16 protein-coding genes are annotated in these 19,862 nt (G+C 32.9%); 12 read left to right on the top strand and 4 right to left on the bottom strand.

The features are described 5' to 3' along the window. Nucleotides 1–52: 52 nt before the first annotated feature. Nucleotides 53–1,063 (bottom strand): alpha/beta hydrolase, encoded by a 1,011-nt coding sequence (locus tag AC3WQX_RS08245; protein ID WP_049427840.1) that lies wholly within the window; start codon nucleotides 1,061–1,063, stop codon nucleotides 53–55. A 287-nt stretch (nucleotides 1,064–1,350) separates the two neighbouring features. Here AC3WQX_RS08245 and AC3WQX_RS08240 point away from each other — a divergent pair, with 287 nt between their 5' ends. From AC3WQX_RS08240 to AC3WQX_RS08190, 11 genes are all read left to right on the top strand, one after another. After that, nucleotides 1,351–2,409 carry a PTS sugar transporter subunit IIC gene (locus AC3WQX_RS08240; protein ID WP_492740046.1) on the top strand — a complete coding sequence of 353 codons (1,059 nt, stop codon included), beginning with the start codon at nucleotides 1,351–1,353 and terminating at the stop codon, nucleotides 2,407–2,409. Nucleotides 2,410–2,514: 105 nt separating this feature from the next. Further along, complete coding sequence (locus AC3WQX_RS08235; RefSeq protein WP_030058718.1) at nucleotides 2,515–3,921, top strand: phosphate--AMP phosphotransferase; 1,407 nt, start codon at nucleotides 2,515–2,517, stop codon at nucleotides 3,919–3,921. A gap of 444 nt (nucleotides 3,922–4,365) precedes the next feature. Further along, nucleotides 4,366–5,067 carry an aggregation-promoting factor C-terminal-like domain-containing protein gene (locus AC3WQX_RS08230; RefSeq protein ID WP_030058720.1) on the top strand — a complete coding sequence of 234 codons (702 nt, stop codon included), beginning with the start codon at nucleotides 4,366–4,368 and terminating at the stop codon, nucleotides 5,065–5,067. Nucleotides 5,068–5,257: 190 nt separating this feature from the next. Beyond that, nucleotides 5,258–5,743 (top strand): glycosyl-4,4'-diaponeurosporenoate acyltransferase CrtO family protein, encoded by a 486-nt coding sequence (locus AC3WQX_RS08225; RefSeq protein WP_049427843.1) that lies wholly within the window; start codon nucleotides 5,258–5,260, stop codon nucleotides 5,741–5,743. A 1-nt stretch (nucleotide 5,744) separates the two neighbouring features. Continuing rightward, entirely contained in the window at nucleotides 5,745–7,235 is a 1,491-nt protein-coding gene (locus AC3WQX_RS08220; protein WP_492740045.1) for a phytoene desaturase family protein, read from the top strand. 6 nt (nucleotides 7,236–7,241) lie between these two features. Continuing rightward, nucleotides 7,242–8,354, top strand: coding sequence for a glycosyltransferase family 2 protein (locus AC3WQX_RS08215; protein WP_030058726.1), 1,113 nt, complete (start codon nucleotides 7,242–7,244; stop codon nucleotides 8,352–8,354). A 37-nt stretch (nucleotides 8,355–8,391) separates the two neighbouring features. Continuing rightward, nucleotides 8,392–9,255 (top strand): phytoene/squalene synthase family protein, encoded by an 864-nt coding sequence (locus AC3WQX_RS08210; protein ID WP_030058728.1) that lies wholly within the window; start codon nucleotides 8,392–8,394, stop codon nucleotides 9,253–9,255. 12 nt (nucleotides 9,256–9,267) lie between these two features. Next, the gene (locus AC3WQX_RS08205) at nucleotides 9,268–10,773 is read left to right on the top strand and encodes a phytoene desaturase family protein (RefSeq protein ID WP_049427845.1); all 1,506 of its coding nucleotides are present in this window, start codon (nucleotides 9,268–9,270) and stop codon (nucleotides 10,771–10,773) included. A gap of 250 nt (nucleotides 10,774–11,023) precedes the next feature. Next, nucleotides 11,024–12,184, top strand: a complete 1,161-nt coding sequence (locus tag AC3WQX_RS08200) for an aminotransferase class I/II-fold pyridoxal phosphate-dependent enzyme (protein WP_049427848.1) — start codon at nucleotides 11,024–11,026, stop codon at nucleotides 12,182–12,184. 26 nt (nucleotides 12,185–12,210) lie between these two features. Then, nucleotides 12,211–13,203, top strand: a complete 993-nt coding sequence (locus AC3WQX_RS08195; protein WP_049427850.1) for a D-lactate dehydrogenase — start codon at nucleotides 12,211–12,213, stop codon at nucleotides 13,201–13,203. Between the two features lie 66 nt (nucleotides 13,204–13,269). Beyond that, nucleotides 13,270–15,549: a CDP-glycerol glycerophosphotransferase family protein gene (locus AC3WQX_RS08190; RefSeq protein ID WP_030058739.1), complete on the top strand. Its 2,280-nt coding sequence runs from the start codon at nucleotides 13,270–13,272 to the stop codon at nucleotides 15,547–15,549. A gap of 62 nt (nucleotides 15,550–15,611) precedes the next feature. Here AC3WQX_RS08190 and copZ read toward each other — a convergent pair whose 3' ends face one another. From copZ to cwrA, 3 genes are all read right to left on the bottom strand, one after another. Continuing rightward, a complete protein-coding gene (gene copZ, locus AC3WQX_RS08185) occupies nucleotides 15,612–15,818 on the bottom strand; it encodes a copper chaperone CopZ (protein WP_030058741.1) in 207 nt (68 codons plus the stop codon). Nucleotides 15,819–15,905: 87 nt separating this feature from the next. Then, entirely contained in the window at nucleotides 15,906–18,293 is a 2,388-nt protein-coding gene (locus tag AC3WQX_RS08180; RefSeq protein WP_023351103.1) for a heavy metal translocating P-type ATPase, read from the bottom strand. A gap of 269 nt (nucleotides 18,294–18,562) precedes the next feature. Next, nucleotides 18,563–18,769 (bottom strand): cell wall inhibition responsive protein CwrA, encoded by a 207-nt coding sequence (cwrA, locus tag AC3WQX_RS08175; RefSeq protein ID WP_002432535.1) that lies wholly within the window; start codon nucleotides 18,767–18,769, stop codon nucleotides 18,563–18,565. A gap of 196 nt (nucleotides 18,770–18,965) precedes the next feature. Here cwrA and AC3WQX_RS08170 point away from each other — a divergent pair, with 196 nt between their 5' ends. Further along, nucleotides 18,966–19,835 (top strand): SDR family oxidoreductase, encoded by an 870-nt coding sequence (locus tag AC3WQX_RS08170; protein ID WP_002432492.1) that lies wholly within the window; start codon nucleotides 18,966–18,968, stop codon nucleotides 19,833–19,835. The last annotated feature ends 27 nt before the right edge of the window (nucleotides 19,836–19,862 follow it).

The following is a 19,862-nucleotide window of genomic DNA, read 5'->3' as shown; positions in this document are numbered from 1 at the left end:
AAAATCCCTAAGAAAGAGTAAAAATAATATCTTTCTTAGGGAATCATTTATCTTAAATAATATTATCTTTAATTTTTCGATTGTCATTGATGATATATCTTAAGTTTTCTCTAAATTGTTTTGCTTCTGGAATATTCTGAATCGCATAGTCATGAAGCATATGACTTCCAATAAGTAAATTATGGCTAATTCCTTCAGAGTTTAATTTACGAGATAACTTAATTACGTCAGGATAAAGTAATTCATGTGTTCCTACTGAAAGAGTGATGTGACCGAGATTGTTAAAGTCTCCATTAATTGGAGATACTTTATAATTGTCTAACTCATCACTTTCAGCCCATATTTTAGCAAATGTTTTAAGTCCTTCTTTACCAATCATACTATCTACCTTTTCGTAATGAGGTATTTCTGGATTAGTAAATGTGGCATCAACCACTGGTGATATAGTGATAATATGACCTGGTTGAGGTAAATTAATTTCATTAAGATACTGCGCGTAGCTTAATGTGATGTTACCGCCTGCAGAATCTCCCATAATGATAATATGGTCGGATGAAGACACAGAATCTAAAAGATTACGATAAATATGAGTCATTAAATCAAATGTTGCGCGTTTGCCACTTTGAGGCACTTTAGGGTATATAGGTGCAATAACTTCTGCGTTGTAATCAGTAGCAAGTTGATCCATCATTTGATAATGCTCTTTGAATGGACCTGCGACCCAAGAACCACCATGCATATATAAAATCTTTAACTGATGTGGATCATTTTGATGATTAACATAGTACGTATGTGTACCATAATATTCTCGTATATCCACTCTATGATTAAATCTATATTTTGTAGCTTTGAAAGGTTTGCTATTTTCGATTTGAGCCATTTTAAGCATTTGATCAATCTTCTTCGGCTTAATAAAGTATTGTTTGCCACGTGAAACATGATTAAATTTTTCTTTTAAAAAGCTCTTATAACTACGTTTTTCAATTAATTTAGTATATAAGTAAGAGCCCACAATAGCAGCACCTGTTGTGGCCCCAACAGAACATACAATTTTCTTCCACATAACGTTACCTCCCTTGTGTCAATGATTGTAGTATATCTTCGAGTAAATATTAAATCATACGGTTTTCGCATAATTTGAAAATTTGTAAGATAATAGCAAAAATAATTATCTAAATTTTCTGAAAACGTGATATACTATTACTCATAGTCTTGAGACGCGTGTATGAATATCATTAAATATCCCTCTAAGTTATTGCATCTAAGAATCATTTACTTGAATCATACTTTGCGAATCAAGACTTTGTCTTTATACATAATTATTACTCAGCACATTGGGAGGTTTAAGTCATGTCAGCTATTAGAAATATCGACGGACCAAAGGATTTTATTTTTAGAGTTTTATCAGGGGTAGCAATTGGAATTGTCGCAGGACTCGTTCCAAATGCGATTTTGGGAGAGATTTTTAAATATTTAATGCAATATCAGCCTATTTTTAAAACTTTACTAGGAGTCGTGCAAGCCATCCAATTTACTGTACCGGCCCTTATCGGTGCACTTATTGCTATGAAATTTATTTTAACACCATTGGCAATTGCCGTAGTTGCTAGTGCTTCTTATGTTGGAAGTGGTGCAGCTCAATTTAAAAATGGTGTATGGATCGTCGCAGGTATAGGGGACCTTATTAATACGATGATTACAGCTGCAATTGCAGTATTATTCATATTATTAATTGAAGAACGTGTAGGAAGTATGGCCCTGATAGTCTTTCCGACAATTGTAGGCGGCCTATCAGCAACGATAGGTATTTTTACATTACCTTATGTGAGATTAATTACTACAGGTATTGGAAATATGTTGAATAGCTTTACTGAATTACAGCCTGTCCTTATGAGTATGTTGATATCTATGGTATTTAGCTTTATTATTATATCGCCATTATCAACCGTCGCAATTGCAATGGCAATTGGCCTATCAGGTATTGCAGCTGGTTCGGCATCAATAGGTATTGCTGCTACAGAAGCTGTCCTTCTTATTGGTACGAGCCAAGTGAATCGCTTAGGCATTCCTTTATCAATTTTCTTTGGTGGCGTAAAAATGATGATGCCTAATATGGTCAAATATCCTGTGATTATGGTACCAATATTTATCACAGCAGCATTATCAGGTATCGCATCAGGTATCATTGGTATTGGTGGAACAAAGGAATCAGCGGGCTTCGGATTTATAGGTATGGTAGGACTTATTAATGCTTTTAAATTTATGCATGTTGATTCAGTATGGTTAAGTCTGTTACTGATTATAGTTGCGTTTTTTGTAGTGCCGTTTTTAATTGCTTGGATTTTAGATTTATTATTACGGAAAGTAATTCATCTATATCGTAATGATATATTTAAATTTATGGGATAGAGTAGAGTCTCTTCGATGTGTGATACATTGAGGAGATTTTTTCTGTGCTAAAATAAAAGTGTAAAATTGGATGTTTATTGTAATAAAAATATAGAGGGTGAAATCATGTCGCATCACATCGACACATTACAATTAAAAGTGGCACAGTTGAGTAGAAAGACCCATGAGTTAGGTATACCTGTCATGATCATTTTTGAAGGGATACCCGCGTCTGGTAAGACACGTTTATCAAATGATTTATTACTTCAATTAGACGCGAAGTATACAAACTTTATCGCTACGAAATCTCCAGAAACATACGATTTAAGATATCAATTTTTACAAAAATATTGGAATACTCTGCCACAAAAAGGTGACATCAACATTTATTTTAGAAGCTGGTATTCACATTATCTTGATTATAAGGAAAATAATATCAAACATCATCAATATGTTAATTATGATTCATTACTTAAACAAATTAGTAATTTCGAATCAATGTTGAAGAAAGATAATTATGAAATAATTAAGTTCTTTATAGAAATAAATGAAGAGAAACGTCAAGCTCATATTCAACAAACTAAAAGTAACCCGTTGATGAGATGGAAGGTTCAAGAATATGAGGAGGTAATACCCCAAGATGTTTATTTAAATGAAATGAGACGTATCATACACAATTGTAATGATTGGCAAATCATTGATTATACGGTTAGAGAACAAGCAATAACAAACATGTATCTAAATATAATAGAAAGATTAGAATATGCGCTTGAAAAATACCAAAAACATGAAGAATATATAGATGGAGAATTTAATAGTCATTTCTCAACGTCGTTATTTAATATTGAAGAATCTAAAATTAAGAAAAAAGATTACCAACATCAAATAGTAGAATTACAAACCCGTATGAGAGAAATTCAATTTGCGTTGTACAAACGTAAAATCCCTTTAGTTTTAGTATTCGAAGGTATGGATGCTGCAGGTAAGGGTGGGAATATTAAACGTATCAGAGAAAAGTTAGATCCGACTGGTTATGAAGTTAATGGAATCAGTGCGCCTACAGATGTTGAAAAGAATCATCATTATTTATGGAGATTCGCTAAAAAAATGCCTAAATCAGGACACATCGAAATTTTTGATCGCAGTTGGTATGGAAGAATATTGGTGGAACGAGTCGAAGGATTTGCAGAGCATCATGAATGGAAACGCGCATATGATGAAATTAATCAGTTTGAGAGAATGTGGACGGATGAAGGTACCATAATTATCAAATTCTTTTTATGCTTAGATAAAGAAGAACAATTGCAACGTTTTAAAGATAGAGAACAAAATCCAAATAAGCAATGGAAAATTACAGACGAAGATTGGCGTAATAGAGAAAAATGGGATATGTATTTAGAAGCCAGTCAAGATATGATTAAGTATACGAATACGAAGTTAGCGCCATGGCATGTGATAAAAGCAGATCATAAAAAAACAAGTCGTCTCGAAGTTCTCAAAACGATTATTAAAAGATGCGAAGACGTTTTATAGATAAGAAAAAGTTGTATCAGAGGATGAATTTCAAGAATATTTCTTTGAAATTCATCTTTTTTACTTTTTTGTTGGGTCAAATTAGATTATAGAATTATTACGGTAGTGTAACAAAAATGAAATCTGTAATATTACAGACTATTTGAAAGTTGGGTCAAACCAACCTAAAAACTAATGTAAAACCACAAATACCAATGTAATTTTAAACAATTTTTAAGAAATTATATGTTACAAAGAGAAATGTTTTTGTTTCAAGATTACAAAATCAAACTTCTATTGTAATTTTTTGTAAGGAACGTGTAATATACAAACGAGATTTTTGTGGTATAGTGAATACCGTCAAAAGTTAACAAAAAACATTTTCAATGTAGCACAACGAAATCAAACACTTAGAATATAATTTACAAATTTTAATTTTAAAACATATTTGGAGGATTTTATATTATGAAAAAGACAGTTATCGCTTCATCATTAGCAGTATCTTTAGGAATTGCAGGTTATGCATTAACAGGTAACGAAGCTCACGCTTCTGAAACTACTAACGTAGATCAAGCTCACTTAGCTGATTTAGCTCAACACAACCCAGAACAATTAAACTCTAAACCAGTTCAAGCTGGTGCTTACGATATCCACTTCGTAAACAATGGTTTCCAATACAACTTCACTTCTAATGGTACTAACTGGTCATGGAACTATGCTCAAGTTGGTTCAACTACTCAATCATCAGCTGATTACACTAATTCATACAGCCAAGAAAGTTCAAACCAATCAGTAAGTTCAAACCAACAATCAAGCAATACAAGTGTTAAAGCTGTTTCAGCTCCAACTACTTCAACTCATAATTACAGCACTTCAACAACTTCATACTCAGCACCATCAAGCTCAGCTTCAACTGGTGGTTCTACTAAAGCTCAATTCTTAGCTGCTGGTGGTACTGAAGAATTATGGAACGCTATTGTAATGCCTGAATCAGGTGGTAACGTTAACGCTTCTAACGGTCAATACCATGGTTTAGGTCAAACTAACCAATCTTGGGGTTACGGTTCAGTATCTAACCAAACTAAAGGTATGATTAACTACGCTAAAGAACGTTATGGTTCAATCGGTAACGCAATTTCTTTCCGTCAATCTAACGGTTGGTGGTAAGATATAGTTTATAACTGGAAAGACAATTCGAGTTATAATCTTTGAGGATGACAATATGTCATCCTCTTTTTTTATGCAATTTTTTAGTAGTGTAGAATAACATGGCATTTGCGTTTCGCATCTGATATGAGAGGGAATATAATCGAATAACTATTTAAGGTTTTATTTGTAAATAGAAAGCTGTGAAAGTATGAAAGCTATTAAATCTATAACTCGCCTTATTATTTTGCACAGTCTATTTTGGTTTGTCGTTCAAATGTCTATTGCACATTTAGGTACACGTATCCCTAAATCATTTTTTGAAAAATATTCATGTTTATTTCGATCTTTTCAATGGGAAGAAAATGGTGAACTTTGGGATCATACTTTAAAGGTAAGTAAGTGGAAAAGATTGATACCTGAAGGTGCTCAAATTAATAAGGATATCTATGATAAAAGCAAGTTATCAGTAAATATTGAACAGACGCGTCGCTTATTATTGGAAATGAGACGTGCAGAATTGATACATTGGATTTCCATTTTATCTGTGTGGCTATTTGTTAAAGCTCCACGGTACATCAAAATGATTAACATTGCGTACGTAACGTTTAGCCATCTTCCAGTGATTGTAGCACAACGATATAATCGTCCAAGAATCGAACGTTTAATACGTATAATTGAAAAGCGAGGTAAGTAATATGACTCAATCCATCTTAGTTATTGGTGGTGGTTTAGGAGGGATATCCGCTGCTATTCGAATGGCTCAAAGTGGGTATAAAGTAACATTATTTGAGCAAAATAATCATATTGGTGGAAAGGTGAATCGTCTAGAGAAACAGGGTTTTAGCTTTGACTTAGGTCCATCTATTTTAACCATGCCATACATATTTGAGCGTCTTTTTAACTATAGCGGGAAAAATATGGCTGATTATATCGAAATTGAAAGATTGCCGTTACAATGGCGGAGTTTCTTTCCTGATGGTGAAATCATTGATCTATATGAAAATACTGAAGCAACTTTACTTAATAATTTGCAGTTAGGTCAAGAAGATAAGAAGGAACTCGACAATTATTTAAAATATACTAAGCGTATACATCGTTTTACTGAAAAGGGATATTTCAATTTTGACTTAGATACGTTACGAGAAATTATAAAATATCATGGACCTTTTAAAGCATTGCGAGGTTTTGATTACTTTTCAACAATGCAACAAGCAATTCACCGTTATATTTCGAATCCAAAATTAAGAGATATGCTAGGTTACTTTATTAAGTATGTAGGTTCTTCTTCCTATGATGCACCTGCAGTTCTCTCAATGTTATTTCATATGCAACAAGAACAAGGATTATGGTATGTCAAAGGTGGAATTCATAAATTGGCACTAGCGCTAAAACAATTGGCTATTGAAGAAGGCGTGGACATACAAATGGGGGTTGCTGTTGAAAATATTAAAACGTATCATCAACGCGTTACGGGCGTACGTTTAAGTAGTGGGAAGTATGTTGAAGCGGATTATATAATTTCCAATATGGAGGTCATCCCTACCTATAGAGAGTTATTGCATTTTAATCAACAAAAAATTGACCAACTCGAAAGAACATATGAACCTGCAAGCTCAGGTTATGTATTACATTTAGGGATAGACAAATCCTATTCTCAACTTGCTCATCATAATTTCTTTTTCTCAAAGGACTCTAAGAAAAACTATGATGAAGTATTCCATCAAAAGGTATTACCTCAAGATCCGACAATCTATTTAGTAAATGTTAATAAAACGGATGAACAACAAGCGCCACAAGGATATGAAAATATTAAAGTCTTACCACATATACCCTATATTCAAGATAAACCATTTAAAAAAGAAGAATATGCAGCGTTTAAAGAACGTGTACTAACGAAATTAGAACGAATGGGACTGACTGATTTGAGAGCGCATATTATATATGAAGATATTTGGACGCCTGAGGATATCCAACATAATTATCGCTCAAATAGAGGGGCCATATATGGTGTAGTCGCAGATAAGAAGAAAAATAAAGGGTTTAAATTTCCTAAGCAAAGTGAGTACTTTGACAATCTCTTCTTTGTGGGAGGCTCTGTAAATCCAGGTGGAGGTATGCCAATGGTAACGTTAAGTGGCATGCAAGTTGCAGACAAAATTAATGCTATTGAAGCGGGAAGGAGTTAGAAAGAATTGAAACTTATACAACTCCTTTTATCATTAGCATCTGTTATTTCATTAATTTGTGGAAAATTTATATATAATAGAAGACATACATTATCTCGCTCGAAACATAGTACTATTCATAGCAATGAATTAACAGTTATTATACCAGCTAGAGATGAAGCGCAAAGGTTGCCACACTTGTTAAGATCTTTGACTAAGCAACATGGCATCTATGAAATTATAGTTATGGACGATGCGTCTCAAGATGGGACGAGTGAGGTTGCCAAAGCTTATGGAGCAACTGTTTATGAAACTAAAGAAGATAGCCAATGGTATGGTAAATCTCATGCGTGCTATCAAGGAGCCCAACATGTTCAAACGCCATTAATGATGTTTGTTGATGCAGATGTCATCTTTAATAGTCATGCTATTGAGGCGATATTAAATTCATTTGCTAAGCAAGGGAATCAAGGACTATTAAGTATTCAACCTTACCATGAGACTTTTAAATTTTATGAGAGTCTTTCGGCTATCTTTAATTTAATGACGATTGTCGGAATGAATCGATTTTCAAGTTTAGCGGGTAAATTTAATAATTATACGGCTTTTGGTCCTGTCACAATAATGAATAAAGAGGATTACTTTAAAACAGGTGGTCATAAAAACGCACGCAACACTATTATAGAAGGCTTTGCATTAGGAGAGGCATTTAGTCAATCTAACTTGCCTGTTACAGTATACGAAGGTAGTGAATATGTTAAGTTTCGCATGTATGAAGAAGGACTTCGCTCACTTATACAAGGATGGACAAAGCATTTTTCAGTAGGAGCCAATCAAACTGAACCTAAAGTAATGTTGGCGATTGTAATGTGGTTAATGGGCTCACTCACATCTACAATGGCTTTACTACTTGGATGGATTGCTAAACCGATATCGTTAATATTTTCCGGAATTGTTTATATTTTATATACATGGGAATTTGTAAGTTTACATAGAAGAGTGGGTGCTTTTTCGATAATATTGCTCATTCTTCATCCAATTTTGTTTGTGTTCTTTATTATTATCTTTATAAACTCATGGCGACACGCTCATTTTTCAAAAAAGGTAAAATGGAAGGGTCGTACATTTGATATAAGTTGAATTTTAAACTAGGCCATTAAATTATAGGAGGAATTCCATGACATCGAATGAAAAAAACTTTAAATACTGCCATCAAATTATGAAAGAACATTCTAAAAGTTTTTCTTATGCTTTTGATTATTTACCTGAAAATGAACGCAAAGCAGTATGGGCGATTTATGCAGTATGTCGAATTATAGATGACAGTATTGACGTACATGAAAATCCTCAAATACTTAAAAATATACACGAAGATATTATAACTATCGAGAAAAATCATGACGTTGAAAACTACGAATTTAAAAGCAATCAAATGATTATGGAAGCTTTGTATACAGTTTCTCAAAATTTCACAATTGAATATCAATCTTTTTATAATCTCATTCAAACTGTATATGAAGACCAGGATTTTGAGATGTTTGAAACTGATGATGAATTATTAAACTATTGCTATGGCGTAGCAGGTACAGTGGGAGAAGTATTAACTCCTGTACTAGCAGAGCAACCAAATGAAGAAACGTATCGAATCGCGCGTAAACTAGGAGAAGCACTTCAAATAACCAATATTTTAAGAGACGTAGGAGAAGATTTTGAGAATGACAGAATTTACTTCAGTAAGTCGAGTTTGTCTCGATTTGATGTCTCTATTGAAAATAATTTTAACAATGGAGTGTCACAGCAATATATTGATTTATGGGAGCATCATGCGAAACTAGCTCAAGAAGACTATGATATTGCACTATCAAATCTTGGTGTTTTCAATAAAGAAGCGCAACCAATTATTGAATTAGCTTCAATTATTTACCGCGGCATATTAGATGAAGTGAGAAAAGCTTCCTATACATTACATCGTCGTGTCTACGTTTCTAAATTAGATAAGGTAAAAATGTATAAAACAATAAAAAAGAAATATCATTTATAGGTGGAATGTAGTATGAATATTGCTGTAATAGGAGCAGGCGTCACTGGATTAGCAGCGGCAGCAAGACTTGCTTCGCAAGGTAATAATGTAACAATTTTTGAAAAAAATGGGTATCCAGGTGGTCGAATGAGTCAATTCACTAAAGATGGCTTTACCTTTGATAAAGGTCCTTCTATCGTGATGATTCCCGAGGTATACAAGGCAGTATTTGAAGAAAGCGGTAAGAAATTTGAAGACTACGTAGATATGGAACAATTGCGCTATATTTATGATGTTTACTTTGGGAAAAATGACAAAGTAAGAGTACCTACTGATTTAGCCGAACTTCAAGAAACGCTTGAAAGTATTGAACCAGGTACGACACATGGGTTTATGTCATTTTTAACTGATGTTTACAAGCGATATGAAATTGCGCGCTATCATTTTTTAGAGAAAACATATAGAAAGGTTACGGATTTCTATAATGTAGATTCGCTTATTAAAGGTTTGAAATTAAAAACATTAAACAATGCTGATAATTTAATAGAAAATTATATTGATAATGAACGAATACAAAAATTATTAGCATTTCAAATGTTATATATAGGAATTGATCCAAAACGCGGCCCCTCTTTATACTCAATTATTCCTATGGTAGAAATGATGTTTGGTGTTCACTTTATTAAGGGGGGCATGTATGGATTAACACGTGGACTTGTTAAATTAAATAAAGATTTAGATGTGAATATTCAATTAAATTCTAATATAGAAGAAATCATCATCGACCCTAAATATAAGCGTGCTGATGGCGTAAGGGTTAATGGTCTTGTGCAACGATTTGATAAAGTATTATGTACAGCAGATTTTCCTTATGCAGCGGAAAAATTGATGCCTTCACATTCACCCGTAAAAAAATATAAACCTAGTAAAATTGAAAAATTAGATTATTCTTGTTCTGCATTTTTAATGTATATTGGTATTGATAAAGATGTGACTAGCGAGATGTTGCTACATAATGTCATTTTTTCCCAACAATTCCGACAAAACATAGATGAAATATTTAACGGTTCATTATCTGAAGATCCATCTATTTACGTTTATGTGCCAGCAGTTGGAGATCGGAGTATGGCACCTGAAGGTCAAACCGGTATCTATGTTTTAATGCCTACGCCAGAATTAAAAACAGGTCATATTAATTGGAAAGATGAAAATGTGATTAGGAAAGTTAAAGATATTATCTATCGTCAATTAGAGACAATTGACGTATTAGAGGATGTAAAATCAAATGTTATATCTGAAACTGTTTATACACCAATCGATTTTGAAAATGATTATAATGCGAAGTTTGGTACAGCATTTGGTTTAATGCCGACATTAGCCCAAAGTAACTACTACAGACCTCCAAATGTTTCGAGAGATTACAAAGATTTATATTTTGCTGGAGCGAGTACACATCCTTGTGCCGGAGTACCTATTGTATTAACTAGCGCTAAAATTACTGTAAATGAAATGTTGAAAGATATAGACAATAATATTTAGTGAAAATTAGGAGTCATTCAATTTGAAAAAGAGTCCATAAATGTTTGAAAATAAATCATTCGTTTATGGATTTTTTATATATTTAGTGGGAATTTTTTTGCTGATTCATAATAATTACCGTTATTCTAGAATTAGGGAAAGGGAGATAATTAACTTCACTTATCTGAAAATTGTTAATATTGACATAATTAATCTTGTTGATAAAATTGATAATAATAAGAGGATTGAGATTTAATAAAGGGGGCTTATAATGGTAATTTCAAATAGACTTGCTACAATCCCTGATAGTTATTTCGGAAAGACAATGGGGCGTAAAGTTGAACATGGATCTCTTCCGCTTATTAATATGGCGGTAGGAATTCCCGATGGAGAAACACCTAAAGGTATTATTGACCATTTTTCTGAAGCGTTACGTATTCCTGAGAATCAAAAGTATGGTGCTTTTCACGGGAAAGAGTCTTTTAAAGAAGCCATTGTAAATTTTTATGAACGACAATATGGTGTCACACTTCATAAAGACGAAGAAGTTTGCATTTTATATGGCACTAAAAATGGTTTAGTTGCATTACCAACGTGTGTAGTCAATCCTGGCGAAACGGTGCTTTTACCAGATCCAGGATATACTGATTATTTAGCTGGCGTCATGTTAGCAGATGCTAACCCTGTACCCCTAGAACTAGAGCCACCAGATTATCTACCTGATTGGAATAAAATTGATCCACAAGTTTTAAAAGACACTAAATTAATTTATTTAACGTACCCTAATAATCCTACTGGTTCTACAGCTACACAATCCGTATTTGATGAAGCAGTACAACGATTTAAAGATACAGATACTAAAATTGTACATGACTTTGCATATAGTGCCTTTGGGTTTGATGATAAAAACCCAAGTATTCTTGCATCGGAACATGGTAAAGATGTCGCTATCGAAATCTTTTCCTTATCCAAAGGATATAATATGTCAGGATTTAGAGTCGGATTTGCTGTAGGAAATAAAGACATGATTCAAGCTTTGAAAAAGTATCAAACACATACTAATGCTGGCATGTTTGGAGCATTACAAGATGCCGCCACGTATGCTTTAAATAATTATGATGATTTTTTGATACAACAAAATGAAACATTTAGACGAAGACGTGACACATTTGAAGCAAAACTTAAAGAAGCAAAATTACCATTTGTTCATTCTAAAGGTGGTATCTATTCTTGGTTGCGTACGCCACAAGGGTATAATAGTGAACAATTTGAAACGTTTTTATTGCAAGAGAAATCTATTTTAGTAGCACCAGGTATACCTTTTGGGAAAAACGGCAAGCATTATGTGCGTATTTCTCTTGCATTAGACGATAAGCAACTAGAAGAAGCTACAGAGAGATTAACAGACCTTGCCAACATGTATAATGGCTAAATGTTAATCAGAGGGGATGATTGAGAATGACTAAAATTATGAGTGTTAGAGATGAGGATTTACCTTATATTGAAGAATGGTCTAAGCGTAATAATATAGAAGTTGATTTATCAAGAGAGCAACTAACAGAAGATAATGTCGAGACAGTTTCAGGTAGTGACGGTCTCTCATTATCTCAAACTTTACCTATCTCTGAAGAAATTTATAAGAAGTTAGAATCATTTGGGATAAAACAAATCGCTCAAAGAAGTGCTGGATTTGATGATTATGATTTAGACTTAGCGACTAAATATAATCTAATTATTTCCAATGTGCCGTCATATTCACCACGTAGTATTGCTGAATTTGCGGTTACTCAAGCTGTTAATGTCGTACGTTATTCAAATCGCATTCAAAATAAGATGCAAGAGTACGATTTTAGATGGGAACCATCGATTTTATCGCAGTCTGTGAGTGATTTAAAAGTTGCTGTAATTGGTACTGGACGTATAGGTAGTATTGTAGCTCAAATATTTGCCGAAGGATATCGTAGTGAAGTAGTAGCATATGATCCATTTCCGAATGAAAATGTGGCTAAGTATGTAACTTACAAAGATACTTTGCAAGAAGCGATTGAAGAAGCGGATATTGTGACTGTGCATATTCCAGCTACAAAATATAATCATCATTTGTTTAATGAGGCTTTATTTAGTTACTTCAAAAAGGGCTCGGTATTCGTAAATTGTGCAAGAGGTTCTTTAGTTGATACTCAAGCACTGATATCGGCGTTAGACCAAGGGCGATTAAAGGGAGTTGCCTTAGATACTTATGAACTTGAAGTAGGTGTATTTACAACAGACCGACGTGGAGAAGATTTGAACGATGAATTATTAAACTCATTAATACAAAGGGAAGATATTATTATAACACCGCATATTGCTTTCTATACTGAAGCAGCAGTGGAGAATCTTATTGTTGATGCCTTAGATGCTGCTATGGATGTCATAAATACTGGAGATACTCGTCTGAGAGTGAATTAGTTAAAATGAGCTTTTATAAGAATAACACTAACTATGATTCAACAACATATAAAGGATGGAACAACAATGCAAATCACTATACTTGGTTTTAACATATTTGCCAAAGGGGGAACTTCTAGAAGTAATATCAATTTAATTAAAGCTTTTTTGAAAAATGAACATACAGTTAACTATTTTAATTATAAAAAATTCGATCAAGCACAGAAAGATTTACTAATCCAAGAGGAAGACTTAGCGAACAATTCAGTTGATATTTTTTATTTAAACAACTTAAAGCAATTAGCAAAAACTCAATTATTAATTATTACTAGAGAAGCATTTTTTAAATATTCGAGATTAATTAAAAAATATAACCCCAAAATAAAAATTGTTGGAGAAATACATGGACCACTAAAGTATATTACTGAAGATATAGATCTTTCGTTAGATACAATTGACTGTGTGAGAGTAAGTACTAAAAGTATAAAATCGGATTTTATTAAAAGGTTTAATTATAAAAATGTTTTTAACCAATACGTGAATACTGAACACATTCCCATTGATAAAATTACCAAAAATACACATAAACATTTTTTAATTAAATCACGATTTGAGGATGAAGTTAAAGATATTTCGTACGCGATAAAATTATTTAATTACATAATAAAAAATAAAAATACGATAAATATCAGACTCAATATTATTGGTTATGGCCCATCAGAAACATTATATAAAAACTTGGTTAACTACTATAATCTGAATAAATACGTCTACATTAATGGGTACCAACCTCAGAATTATATTTATATTTCTACATCCCCTTATGAAACGCTTGGTTATTCTATTATTGAATCGATTTTTAAAGGTAACAGAGCATTGATATATGGTGGAGATGATGGACTTCTAAAAGAAATTTATCAATCATATCATTGTACTGAATTTTTAACTAAAGACATTGAAAAAGATTGTGAGATTTTATTAGCATTTGCACAAAAAAATTATAATGATAAAGAAAGAATAGAAGACTGTGAAATGCTACAAGAAAAATTTAATTACAAAAATTATGCCGAAACTTACTTAAAAAATATAGATATTGCTATTAATTCTAAGGAAGTTAGGTTTAATAGTAATTACAAACTCGCAGTAGCAAGAAAAAGTAAGTTGAAAAAGGATAAAAATGAAGTTACTTTAAAAGAAAGAGCTAGACAATGTTATCAATGTATAAGAAAAGTATTTCATGTTATACATAGACCATTTTATCTTAGAAAATTAAATAAAATTAAACCTAGTAAAAAATATGTATTTATAGAATGTTTTCATGGTAAATCATTTAGTGGTGATCCGAAATATATTGCACATGCAATTCGTCGTCTGTATCCTGAAAAAGAGATTTTCGTAAGTTCTGTCAATGCATTAGTCGACATGGAAATAAGAGAGAATGGGTTTATCCCAACAAGACTCTCAAGTGACGATTATGTTAATAAATTTCGTAGAAGTAAATATATATTTATAAATGGTAATGCTATTGATAAAGTGTATAAACATCGAAATCAGGTTTTTGTAGAAACTTGGCACGGTCTACCTATGAAGAAAATGGTTAATGATCTTAATAACAAGAAAGAACGTATGATTCAGTTGAAAAATTTTCTTCCTAGAATGAAAAAGTGGGACTATTTATTAGTTTCTTCAGATTTAAATAAGAAATTATTTGAGTCTGCTTTCCAAACCTCTAAAAATCCTAAGTTAAACATCCTTAATTATGGTGCGCCTAGAAATACGTATTTATTAAAAAATAATACACTTGAAGAACAAAATAGAATTAAACTTAAATACCTATTTAAGTTATCTGATAAAAAGAAATATATCTTATACTGTCCAACATGGAGAAGAAACGAAAGGGAAACAATTACTAATATAGATATCGAGAAATTAATAGATTATTTGCCTACAGAGTATGATATTATTATTAAACTTCACCCAAATGAAGGGGCTCTACGTAAATGCTACAGTCATATTAATGAACGCGTGCATTGTTTCTTTAATGAATTAGTTGATATCCAAGAGTTATATTTAATCAGTGAATGTATTATAACCGATTATTCGTCAACCATTTTTGATTATGCGCATTTAAATAAACCAATTATATTATTGCAAGAAGATGAAGAGCTATACCAAAAAGAAACTGGCTACTACTTTAATATATTCGATTATGGTAGTTTTACTATAGGCAGTAAGAACGAAGAGCTGTTAGCTCAACAAATCGTGGAACATGAAAGTGTTGACTATTCCAGATTGATTAACTTATTAATGACTAACGATTCAACGGATAGTTGCGAAAAGATATTAAAAGAGATTTTTGAAATATAATAAAAAATATAAATGCCTCAGTAAGATTTTACCTATCTTTCTGAGGCATTTATATTTAATAACTATTTTGCATCATAGCCTTGATCTTCAATAGCATCTTTCATTTGTGTGATGTTCACTTTTGAATCATCAAATTCTACACGAACGTTATTTTCTTCTAAATTAACTTCGGCAGATTGTACACCGTTTAAGTTTGCTAATGCTGATTCAACTGAATTTTTGCAATGTTGACAGCTCATACCTTCTACTTGAATTATTTCTTGAGTCATAAGACTTCACTCCTTTATCGATATCTTCATCTATATTATAATCTTAAAACGCTATTCCGATTAATGAAAGTAATGGTAATCGAGAATTTATAATTTTATCTTTTTAAGACGCAGTGCGTTTGTCACTACGCTAACTGAACTCAATGCCATGGCTGCTCCGGCTATCCAAGGCGCAAGTAAACCTAAAGCGGCTATAGGAATACCTGCGACATTGTATCCAAATGCCCAAAATAAGTTTTGACGTATATTGCGAATTGTTGCTTTACTAGCTTTTATAGCTTTAGGGAGTAGTAGTAAATCACCACCAAGAATTGTAATATCTGCAGCCTCAATAGCTACTTCAGTACCTGTACCTATTGCAATTCCAATGTCAGCTTTAACTAAAGCAGGTGCATCATTGACACCGTCGCCAACCATAGCAACATTTCGTCCTTCTTTTTGTAATAGAGCTATTTGTTCAGCTTTTTCTTCAGGTAACACATCAGAGATAACACGGTCTATACCTACTTCTTTAGCAATTGCTTGTGCCGTTTGTTTGTTGTCTCCAGTGAGCATGACTACTTCAATATTCATATTTTGTAAATGATTAATGGCTTGTTTTGCAGTATCTTTAACAGTATCAGCAACAGCAATAATACCTTTCAGTTCATGTTCAATTGCAATTACCATTGCAGTTTGACCATGTTGTTCATATTGAATTAATTTGTTATTGAGTTCTTGAGTTATATTGATGTCATAGTTATGCATTAACTTTCTGTTTCCAACTAAAATACGATGACCATTTATTGTCGCTTCAATACCCAGGCCAGGTACAGCTTTGAAAGTTTCGTTGCCTAAAAGTGTTAAGTTTTGATCTTTAGCATAATTGACGATGGCTTCAGCTAAAGGATGTTCAGATGCATTTTCAGCACTAGCTAACAGCTGAAGTGTATCTTGATCGCCAACATAATCTGTAACTTTTGGTTTACCATTAGTGATGGTACCTGTTTTATCTAATACAATAGTGTCTATATGGTGAGCTCGTTCTACAAATTCGCCGCCTTTGAATAAAATACCATTTTCAGCCGCGCGACCAGTACCTACCATAATAGATGTAGGCGTTGCTAAACCAAGTGCACAAGGACATGCAATGACTAGTACTGATATCGCAGCAAGCAACGCAGGTTCAAATTGACCAAAATGAATGAAAATAATCCAAATAATAAATGTAATCAATGAAATACCAACAACCACAGGTACGAAATAACCTGAAATGATGTCCGCTAATCTTTGAATTGGTGCTTTAGAACTTTGTGCTTCCTCAACGACTTTAATAATATTTGCTAATGCAGTGTCACTGCCCACTTTAGTAGCTTTTATGATCAAAGAACCATTTTTATTTAGTGTAGAGCCAATTACTGCATCTCCGATTGTCTTTTCAACTGGAATAGATTCACCAGTTAACATGGATTCATCGATGGAGGTGCTTCCTTTGATAATCTCACCGTCTACAGGAACCTTTTCACCAGGTTTAATTACTAAAGTATCTCCCACTATAACTTCATTAAGAGGAACCATCATCTCTTGATTATCTTTTAATACTCGAGCTTCTTTAGCTTGTAAACTTAATAATTCGCCCAATGCATTGGTAGTCTGAGATTTAGCACGTGCCTCTAAATACTTCCCAAATAGAATGAGCGTAATCAAAATAGCACTTGTTTCAAAATATAAGTGAGGTTCATTCACTTTATTTAGTAACCATCGGATCATTTCATAAATACTGTAAAAGTATGCCGCGCTTGTGCCGAGAGACACCAAAACATCCATGTTGGCAGAACCATTGCGTAGGTTCTTATAGGCACCTACATAAAATTGCCAACCTATAATAAATTGTACAGGTGTAGCTAGAATGAGTTGTATCCATGGATTCATTATAGTTTCTAGTAAATGAACAGGAAATACATGAATGAGCATTACAAGTAAAAGTGGTGCAGATAAGATTGCTGAAATCATTAATTTAGTTCGTTTTAATTTTAATTCTTGTTCTTTTCGAGATGACTTTTCTAAATTATTATTTGTGATTGGTTTAGCATCGTAACCTAATTTATGAATTCTTTGAATAAGTTGATCCGTATTCGTTGTACTAGGGTAAAATTCAATTAATGCTTGTTCAGTTGTCAAATTGACTGTTGCATTTTGAACGCCGTCCATTTTGTTAAGAACTTTCTCTATACGATTCGAGCAGGCTGCACATGTCATCCCAGTAATATCTAATTCTTGTTTTTCAGTTGCAACATCATAACCTAATTTCTTGATTTGTTCTACAAATGCTTCTGGTTGATATTCATCGGCATTATATTCAATTGTTGCCTTTTCAGTTGTTAGATTCACTTGAGCTGTAACATCGTCTAATCGATTTAATTTCTTCTCTATTCGGTTAGAGCACGCAGCACATGTCATTCCGGTAATATCCAATGTGGTAGTTTTATTAGACAAAGGTATACCTTCTTTCTGCGTTTTTCTTAATTTCAATATACCCCCTATAGGTATTAAAGTCAATTTAATAGTTTCTAACTTTTAGTAATAAAAAAACGCGCACATCATCAAATGTCGATGAGGTACGCGTCTATAATCTATATTTAAGAAATTGTTTTACAATCATGAATGATAGAGGGATAAAAAATAGTTGAATATTTGTTATATCGTTAGTAAATGTTTATTAGATTGTTATTTCAATTTCGATTTATAAATAATCAATTCATTTCTTAGAAAAAGTCTGATGGGTTCAAGTTTTCTAGATCTAAATTTTTAAAATTATTGAAATCTAAATTTGAGATGTCTTGAACTAGCTCACCACTTTTAGCTTGTTCATAATAATAGCTGGCTTCGTTAAGGATATCGTGGTCTTGAAAAGTTTTAACTATTCCTAAGATGATAAGTACTGAGATAACTCCTTTTAGTAATGTTTTCATAATGGTGGCTCCTTTGTTTCTTTCTTAATATATAGTATATGTGATTTTTTTCTAAGGGTCATGAGCCTATAGTATTGAGATACTATCGTACTTTAGAACTATCTTAATAAATAAAATCTCTATGTGGTAGTGTAAGTGTTTGCTTGTTGTGCGATATGGGAATGTGTTTTGTAAGTATAGAGGAGGTTGATTTTTAGTGAGTTTATTAGATTTTCATAAAGAAATAAAAGGCTACACTCAAGATAGACAGCCTGGTATAGAAGCGGACATGAATCCTAAGCCAGTAGCTGAATTAGATGAATATAAAGCAGCAGGTAAATTAAAAGGCAAAGTTGCTTTAATTACTGGTGGCGACTCTGGTATTGGTCGTTCCGTAGCAATACTATATGCTAAAGAGGGAGCAAATGTTGCTATAGGTTATTATGATGAACATCAAGATGCTGAAGACACTGTTAAACGTTTAAAAGAATTAGGCGTAGATGCAAAAGCATATGCACATGATTTAAAAGACGAGCAACAATCTAAAAAACTCATTGATGATGTTGTTAAAGATTTTGGTAGTTTAAATATTTTAGTAAATAATGGTGGTGTTCAATTCCCACGAGATAATTTTGAGGATATTACGCCTGATCAAGTCAAAGAGACGTTTATGACGAACATTTTTGGAATGATGTTCTTATCGCAAGCAGCTGTTCCACATCTTTCAAAAGGTGACGCAATTATTAACACTACTAGTGTAACGGCTTATAGAGGTTCAGGTCATCTTATTGATTACTCTGCGACAAAAGGTGCGATAGTGTCATTTACTCGCTCTCTTGCGACAACATTAATGGAAAAAAGTATTCGAGTTAACGCTGTAGCACCAGGACCTATATATACTCCATTAATCCCATCTACATTTGATGAGGAAAAGGTTGAAAATCAAGGTGGAGATACGCCAATGGGTCGCCGAGGCCAACCAGCAGAGCTAGCTCCTTCATATGTGTTCTTAGCAACTCAAGCAGATAGTTCATATATTACAGGACAAGTCATTCATGTTAATGGTGGAGATTATATTACGACATAAATATAAATATGTTTAGAGGCTGAGATA

It is taken from the genome of Staphylococcus sp. FW104-15G4D (assembly GCF_058790135.1).
This window is presented reverse-complemented; position numbering and strand designations above follow the sequence as displayed.